This is a genomic window from Micromonospora sp. MH33 (assembly GCF_003013775.1).
GTDB classification, from domain to species: domain Bacteria; phylum Actinomycetota; class Actinomycetes; order Mycobacteriales; family Micromonosporaceae; genus Micromonospora; species Micromonospora fulviviridis.
Map to the genome: position 1 here is coordinate 1 of NZ_MUYZ01000340.1, position 6866 is coordinate 6866.

Consider the following 6866-nt stretch of genomic DNA (forward strand, 5'->3'; position numbering starts at 1 on the left):
GGGCGCCGGGGCGGGAAGGGTGGCGGCGGGGCGGGCCCCCCGGACGGGGCGGGGGCCGGGGGGGGGGGCGGCGGCGACCCGGCACGGCCGGGACCCCCCGCCGGTGCACGTGCCCGCGACCACCCCGCCGGCGGCCGTGGTCGACACCAACGGCGCGGGCGACGCGTTCGCCGCCGGCCTGATCGCCGCCCGGCTGCGCGGCGCCGCCCCGCTCGACGCGGCCCGGTACGCCGCCCGGGTGGCCGCGGCCGCCTGCAGCCACGACGGCATGGAATATCCGGCCGGCCTGCTGCCCCGGGGCTGAGCCCGGTCAGATCGCCCCGGTCTCGCCGTCGGTCAGCTCGCGCAGGATGTCGGCGTGCCCGGCGTGCCGGGCGGTCTCCTCGATGAGGTGCACCAACACCCAGCGCAGCGACACCTCGCCGAGCTGCGGGTGCGGCACCACGTGGTCGAGGTCGAACCGGGCCGCGACGGCCCGGGACCGGGCGCAGGCGGCCCGGTAGGCCGCGGCCAGGCCGTCGAGCGTCTCGCCCGGGTCGAGGGTGAAGCTGGCCTCGGCGTCGGCCTCGCTGGTGAGGTAGACGTCACCCGGCCCGGGGGCGAACAGGCAGGGCAGCCAGTTCCGTTCCACCAGGGCCAGGTGTTTGAGCAGCCCGGCGAGGGTGGTGCGGGAGGGCACCAGGCGGCGGGCCGCCTCGGCGTCGGAGAGGCCGCGCGCCTTGCGCAGCACGGTCGCCCGGTGGAAGTCGAGGAACGATTCGAGGATGGCCCGTTCGTCGCCCGTGCGGGCGAGGACCGGACCGAGAGTGGGGTCGATCGTCGGTTCCGCCATCCCCGGACCCTAGTCGCCGGGCCCGCCGGCCCGCTGCCCCTCATCCCGCTGCGGGCCGACGATCCGCGCGGCAGGATGAGCGCATGGCATCCACGGCGCAGATCCCTCTGATGGGCGGCACGGCCGACGGCGAGACCGTCACGGTGGAGCTGGACAGCAACGGCCGCCCGCCGCTGACCCACCACCACATCGGGCCGGAGGGGCTGGCGCACGCGCAGATCTACGAGCTGCAGTCGGATGACCAGCACGAGCGCGAGTGGGTCTACACCTGGCGGGGTCCGGCGGCCTGACGCCGCTCAGGCCGTGACCCTGCTCAGCGTCCGCGACCGGATGCTCTCCAGCACGCCGTGGGTGACCTGGGAGGTGCCGCGGGCCTGCTCGCACACGGCGGCCACCCGCCGGGCGGTCTCGTCGGCCCGCTGGTCGCGCTCGTCCCACAACCGGTCCACCTCGGCCAGCAGCGGGCCCTCCACCTCACGCTCCACGCCGCGCAGCGCCGGCACCCCGAGCCGCTGGGCCAGGTCGAAGACCTTTCCGGCGTACGGCAGGGGCAGGAACGGGGTGCCCATCATGGCCGCGAAGATCAGGAAGTGCAGGCGCATGCCGACCGCGAGGTCGAAGTGCTTCATCAGGCCCAGCACCTGCCGGGGCGAGTAGTCGTTGTGCAGGATCCGGCCCCGTTCGGCGGCGATCATGTGCGACATCACGCCGTGCGAGTGCCGGATGTCGTCGCGTTCCATCGGCACGAAGAGCACGTACGCGTCGATCCGGTGCACCAGGAAGTCGCTGATCTGGGCGAGCAGGCGGTGGTAGCCGTCGACGTCGAGGCGTTCGGCCGCCCGGCCCGGTTCGCGGACGCTCAGCCCGACCAGCTGCTTGCCGGCCGGCACGCCCTCCTCACGCAGCCAGCTCTCCGGGAAGTCCTCCGGGGTGAGCAGGAACGCCGGGTCGGCGGTGACGGTGATGGGGTTCAGCAGCCCCGCCTCCTCCAGCACCATCCGGGACTCCTGGTCGCGCACGGTCACCTCGGTGGCCTGGCCCAGGGTCTCCCGCACCATCCCGGTGTCCACCCCTTCGCTGAGCGGGCCGACCCCGACGGCGTACGTGAGCAGCGGCAGCCCGCGCTCCTGTGCGACCCGGACCACCCGCAGGTAGCGCCGGGCCTCCTTGTCGTAGAGGATCCCGCCGCCGCCCAGGACGAGCAGGTCGAGCTGGGCCAGGACCGCCGACGAGTCGACCCGGCTGACACCCTCCCAGGGCACCGCCTCCACGTCCGGGTGGGCCAGCGCGGTGTGCGCCGGGTTCCGGGAGAAGACGATGATCCGGGCGTTCGGCTCCTGACGACGCAGGTCGGCCAGGAGTCCGGTGAGGATCGCCTCGTCGCCGAGGTTGCGACCGCCGTACGAGCCGAGCACACCGATGGTCAGTCCGGCGCCATCCGTCATCGTCGCTCCTCCCCAGGTGCGTCCCGGCCCGCGTTCCCGCTGGCCGCCGCGACATACCTGGGCGGAGCGCCGGTCAGCCGGTGACACCGCCGACCAGACGGGAGACCAGGGCGGAGACCACCTGATCGGCGTCGAACCCGGCGTCGATCGAGGTCGTGAGCAGGTCGAGCAGGAGCCCGTCGACCGCGTAGTGCAGCAGGGCGATCTCGAAGGCGCCGCCGGGCAGCCCGGCGGCGACGTGGAAGGCGACGTCGTCGGCGTACCCCCGGCGCAGCACGCCGCCGAGCGCGGCCCGCAGTTCGGGGCGGCGGGAGGCTTCCAGCCGCAGCTCGAACAGGGCCCGGGTGAGGTCGGGCTCGCGGGTGGTGCGCTCGACGATGTAGCGCAGGTAGTCGGTGACCAGCGCGAGGGAGGGCTCGCGCCCGCCGAGTTCGGCCAGCACCGCCGGGTCGGGCGCGATCCGGTCGAAGATCCGTTCGGCCAGCCCGGCGAGCAGCGCCGCCCGGGACGGGAAGTAGTTGGAGGCGGTGCCGGTGGGGACGCCCGCCTCGGCGTCGACCGCGCGGTGGGTCAGCCCGCGCGCGCCGGCGGCGGCGAGCACCCGCAACCCGGCGTCGGCGAGCAGGGTACGGCGTTCCGGATTCCTGGCCATGGCAGCACCCTAGCAATAACCACGACAGGTGTTGTACATTCTGATCTCACCACGACAGCCGTCGTGGTTGATCCCGGACATCGGAGTCGGTTTGCGTAAGCTCGTGTACTACGTCGCCAGCACCCTCGACGGCTTCATCGCCGCCCCCGACGGGTCCTACGACTTCCTCCCGCTGGCGCCGGACGTGGCGGCCTACCTGACCGCCGAATGGCCCCAGACCTTCCCCACCTTCACCCACGCCCAGTTCGGCATCTCCTCGCCGCCGGCCGGCCGCTTCGACGCCCTGCTGATGGGACGGGCCACCTACGACCCGGCGCTGAAGCTCGGCGTGACCAGCCCCTACGCGCACCTCAGGCAGTACGTCTTCTCCCGCTCCCTGCCCCCGTCCGACGATCCCCAGCTGGAGATCGTGGACGCCGATCCGGTGGCCTTCGTCCGCGAGCTGAAGGGACAGCCCGGCGGCGACATCTGGCTCTGCGGCGGCGGGCAACTCGCCGGGCAGCTTCTCGACGAGGTGGACGAGCTGGTGGTCAAGCTCAACCCGGTCGTGATCGGCAGCGGCGTCCCGCTCGCCGACCGGGGCTTCACCCCGAACCGGTTCACCCTGGTCGACAGCCGGCCCTTCGACAGCGGCGTGGTGGTGCTCCGCTACACCGCCGGGGCGCGGTAATCGGTTGCCGCGGCCGGGCGGCTCGGCGCACGGTGGTGCGGTGACCAGCCTGACGAAGAGCCGGATCCGCTGGGCCGACCTACCCGGGCCCGTCCGCGCCGCGGTCGAGGAGATCCTCGGCGACCGGGTGGTGGCGGCGGAGTCGCAGCACGGCGGCTTCTCCCCCGGCACCGCCGACCGGGTCCGCACCGCCGGCGGCGGGCGGGCCTTCGTCAAGGCGGTCAGCCCGGCGCAGAACGACCGCAGCCCCGCGCTGCACCGCGCCGAGGCACGCGTCGCCGCCGCGCTGCCGGCCGCGACGCCCGCGCCCCGGCTGCTCGGGAGCCACGACGACGGCGACTGGATCGCGCTGGTCTTCACCGACGTCGAGGGCCGGCACCCGGTCACCCCGTGGCAGGCCGACGAGCTGGCCGCCGTGCTGTCCACCCTGGAGGCGATGGCCGCGGTGCTCACCCCGGCGCCCGCCGCGGCGGCCACCACCGCGACCGAGCAGCTCGGGTACGACTTCCGCGGCTGGCGACGGATCGCCGCCGACCCACCGGCCGACCTGGACGGTTGGGCGCGCGCCCGGCTCCCCGAGCTGTGCGCGGCCGCCGACCGGGGGCTGGCCGCGCTGGTCGGCGAGACCCTCTGCCACCTCGACGTCCGGGCCGACAACCTCCTGATCGGCCCGGACGGCACGGTCACCGTGGTCGACTGGCCGTGGGCCTGCCGCGGGCCGGCCTGGCTGGACAGCCTGCTCGTCCTGGTCAACGTGCAGGTGCACGGCGGCCACGACCCGGAGGCGCTGCTGGCCGCCCTGCCGCTCGCGGCCGGGGCGGACCCGGCCGACCTCACCGGGGTGCTGGCCGGGCTCACCGGCTTCTTCCTGGACGGCGCCCGCCAGCCGCCCCCGCCCGGCATCCCGACGGTGCGGGCGTTCCAGCGCCTGCAGGGCGACGCGCTGCTGCCCTGGCTCGCCCGCCGGCTCGGCTGACGACCGGCGGGATCAGGCCCGCTTGGCGAAGGTCACGAAGGCGCGCCAGGTCTGCGGGGTGAAGGTGAGAACGGGGCCGGCCGGGTCCTTGCTGTCCCGGACGCCGACCACGCCGGGCAGGTTGTCGGCCACCTCGACGCACGATCCGCCGTTCGAGCCCGAGCGGGTCGACTTACGCCACCGGGCACCGGTCAGATCCATGATCGCGCCGCCTCCTTGATCAGGTCGAGAGACTGCCGGCGGGACAGGGCTTCCCCACGGACGGCTTCCCACTTCCGTTGCAAGCTCGCAATGTCCTCGGTGTGGTTGACCACCTGCGCACGGACCTGGTGATCCAGATGCGCCAGCACTGTCCCGTCGCTCAGGGTGGCCAGGATGAAGCCGCCCTGCAAGGCAGGGTAGAGCCCGGCCTCCTCCGGCACCACCAGGATCTGCACGTGCGGCAGCGCGGCCATCTTCACCAGGTGGGCGAGTTGCTGACCCATCAGCGCTGCGTGCCCCCTGAGCGGCCGACGGAGCACCATGACGTCGAGGACGGCGACGAGCGGGCACGGGTGCGCCTGGGTGAGGATGGCCTGCCGCCCCAGCCGTGAGACGACCCGCTGGTCGGTCTCCTCTTCGGTGAGCAGGCTGTCCGCCATTGTCATTCGCGCGTATGCCTCGGTCTGGAGGATGCCGGGGACGTAGGCCGGTTCGTACCAGCGCAGCAGGGTCGCCTCCCGCTCACTGTCGATCCAGGTGCGCAGCCAGGGCGGCGTTCCCTCGACCAGCGAGGCGCGGTGGAGCATTCGAGCGAACATCCCACCGGTGTGCATCGCCTGGTCGACCGCCGCGAGGAAGTCGGACTTCGGCGGGCGCTGACCCGTTTCCACACCGGACACGTGGGACGCCGAGTAATTGATCAGCTTGGCCAGATCCTCCTGGCTGAGGCCGGCTCGGAGGCGGGCCTGCCGCAGCTCACCAGCGATGAACTCCCACCACGACCCGCCCATGCCCTCCCCTGTCTCCGCCCAGATCCGCACACGGCTTCCCACGGTCTCCCGCGCCCGACCTCGCCCCCGCTCGGCGACCACCCAGAGCGACCGAAACCCTTCCGAGCGTAGTGCCGTCCTCAACAGACTGTCACCGGTGGGCCGCCTCCCGTCCGGCCCGCCGAGGGGCCGCCCCCATTCCCCCGATGCCGGGGGCGGCCCCGACCTGCGTCCGATGACAAGGAAGGTCGTGATGAGTGGCGCCATGCCTCCCGTACCGCGGCTCGGGCCGCACCCCGACCGGCCGCGCGCCTACCCGCCGGACCAGCCGGCGCACCTGCCGATCCGGCCGCTGTGGCTGTGCCGGGCCTGCGGCTCGCCGTGGCCGTGCGCCCAGGCCCGACTGCTGCTCAAGGCGGAGTACGCCGACCACCCCGTCGACCTGGCCGTCTACCTCTCCGGGCTCTACCACGAGGCGACCCACGACCTGTTCCGGCTGAACCCGCACGACGGGCCCACACCGCGCGACCTGTTCGACCGGTTCGTGGCCTGGGGGCCGTACCGGCGGGGCGTGGTCGAATGACCGCCTCAACCAACCGGCGGGTGGACGGCGTTCGGACAGGGTGAGGGGGTGGGCATGTCGGAGACCTTCCACGAGTTCGTGGTGCAGCGGTCGCCCGCGCTGTCCCGGACCGCGTACCTGCTGACCGGGGACCACCAGCACGCCGAGGACCTGTTGCAGAGCGCGCTGGCCCGGACGTACCGGCACTGGCGGCGGATCCGCGACGGGGACCCGGAGGCCTACGTGCGCCGGGTCATGTACCACCAGCAGGTCTCGTGGTGGCGCCGGAGACGGGTGGCGGAACGGCTGGACGCGACGCCGGTCGAGCGGGGCGGCGGCGACCACACCGAGAACACCGCGCTGCGGCTCAGCGTGGTGGCCGCGCTGCGCCGGCTCACCGCCCGGCAGCGGGCCGTGGTGGTGCTCCGCTACTACGAGGACCTGACCGAGGCGCAGGTGGCCGAGGTGCTCGGCTGCTCGGTGGGGACGGTGAAGCGGCACGGGCACGATGCCGTGCGCCGGCTCCGCGACCTCGTCCCCGACCTGTGGGAGCGGACGCCGGAGAGGAGCGGGCGATGAGCGTACGGCTGCGGGAGGCGCTGCGGGAGGCGGCGGCCGAGGTGCCCGCGTACCCGGTGCACGAGCGCGCGGTGCGGACCGCGCGGCGCACCCGGCGGCGGATCGCGGCGGCGGTCGCGGCGGTGCTGGTGCTGGTGGCGCTGGTGCCGGTGGCGGTACGCGGTGCCGGGCCGCCCGGG

General features: G+C 74.1%; 12 protein-coding genes. 7 read left to right on the forward strand and 5 right to left on the reverse strand.

What is annotated here, in order from left to right:
- The coding region (locus B0E53_RS31500; protein ID WP_246835693.1) for a PfkB family carbohydrate kinase at positions 1–304 on the forward strand (304 nt) is incomplete at its 5' end.
- Between the two features lie 6 nt (positions 305–310).
- On the opposite strand, the gene B0E53_RS31505 is transcribed toward B0E53_RS31500, so the two are convergent.
- The gene (locus tag B0E53_RS31505) at positions 311–832 is read right to left on the reverse strand and encodes a DinB family protein (protein ID WP_107079310.1); all 522 of its coding nucleotides are present in this window, start codon (positions 830–832) and stop codon (positions 311–313) included.
- A gap of 83 nt (positions 833–915) precedes the next feature.
- On the opposite strand from B0E53_RS31505, the gene B0E53_RS31510 reads away from it, so the two are divergent.
- Complete coding sequence (locus B0E53_RS31510) at positions 916–1122, forward strand: hypothetical protein (protein WP_107079311.1); 207 nt, start codon at positions 916–918, stop codon at positions 1120–1122.
- Between the two features lie 6 nt (positions 1123–1128).
- Here the strand turns inward: B0E53_RS31510 and B0E53_RS31515 are convergent, their stop codons facing one another.
- Both B0E53_RS31515 and B0E53_RS31520 read right to left on the reverse strand, forming a co-directional pair.
- Entirely contained in the window at positions 1129–2277 is a 1149-nt protein-coding gene (locus tag B0E53_RS31515; protein ID WP_107079312.1) for a polysaccharide pyruvyl transferase family protein, read from the reverse strand.
- A gap of 73 nt (positions 2278–2350) precedes the next feature.
- Positions 2351–2929, reverse strand: coding sequence for a TetR/AcrR family transcriptional regulator (locus tag B0E53_RS31520; RefSeq protein WP_107079313.1), 579 nt, complete (start codon positions 2927–2929; stop codon positions 2351–2353).
- 91 nt (positions 2930–3020) lie between these two features.
- Between B0E53_RS31520 and B0E53_RS31525 the strand changes: the two genes are divergently transcribed.
- Together B0E53_RS31525 and B0E53_RS31530 are read left to right on the forward strand one after the other, a co-directional pair.
- Complete coding sequence (locus B0E53_RS31525; protein ID WP_107079314.1) at positions 3021–3599, forward strand: dihydrofolate reductase family protein; 579 nt, start codon at positions 3021–3023, stop codon at positions 3597–3599.
- 40 nt (positions 3600–3639) lie between these two features.
- Entirely contained in the window at positions 3640–4575 is a 936-nt protein-coding gene (locus B0E53_RS31530; protein WP_210406290.1) for a phosphotransferase, read from the forward strand.
- Between the two features lie 12 nt (positions 4576–4587).
- On the opposite strand, the gene B0E53_RS31535 is transcribed toward B0E53_RS31530, so the two are convergent.
- Together B0E53_RS31535 and B0E53_RS31540 are read right to left on the reverse strand one after the other, a co-directional pair.
- A complete protein-coding gene (locus B0E53_RS31535) occupies positions 4588–4776 on the reverse strand; it encodes a DUF397 domain-containing protein (protein ID WP_107079315.1) in 189 nt (62 codons plus the stop codon).
- Positions 4767–5567 (reverse strand): helix-turn-helix transcriptional regulator, encoded by an 801-nt coding sequence (locus tag B0E53_RS31540; protein ID WP_107079317.1) that lies wholly within the window; start codon positions 5565–5567, stop codon positions 4767–4769. Before B0E53_RS31540 ends, B0E53_RS31535 begins: the two co-directional genes overlap by 10 nt.
- Before the next feature lie 232 nt (positions 5568–5799).
- On the opposite strand from B0E53_RS31540, the gene B0E53_RS31545 reads away from it, so the two are divergent.
- The 3 genes from B0E53_RS31545 to B0E53_RS31555 form a co-directional block, all read left to right on the forward strand.
- Complete coding sequence (locus tag B0E53_RS31545; RefSeq protein WP_107079316.1) at positions 5800–6129, forward strand: hypothetical protein; 330 nt, start codon at positions 5800–5802, stop codon at positions 6127–6129.
- Positions 6130–6183: 54 nt separating this feature from the next.
- Complete coding sequence (locus B0E53_RS31550) at positions 6184–6687, forward strand: SigE family RNA polymerase sigma factor (protein ID WP_091319787.1); 504 nt, start codon at positions 6184–6186, stop codon at positions 6685–6687.
- The coding region (locus tag B0E53_RS31555) for a hypothetical protein (RefSeq protein ID WP_146167836.1) at positions 6684–6866 on the forward strand (183 nt) is incomplete at its 3' end. The genes B0E53_RS31550 and B0E53_RS31555, both read left to right, overlap by 4 nt.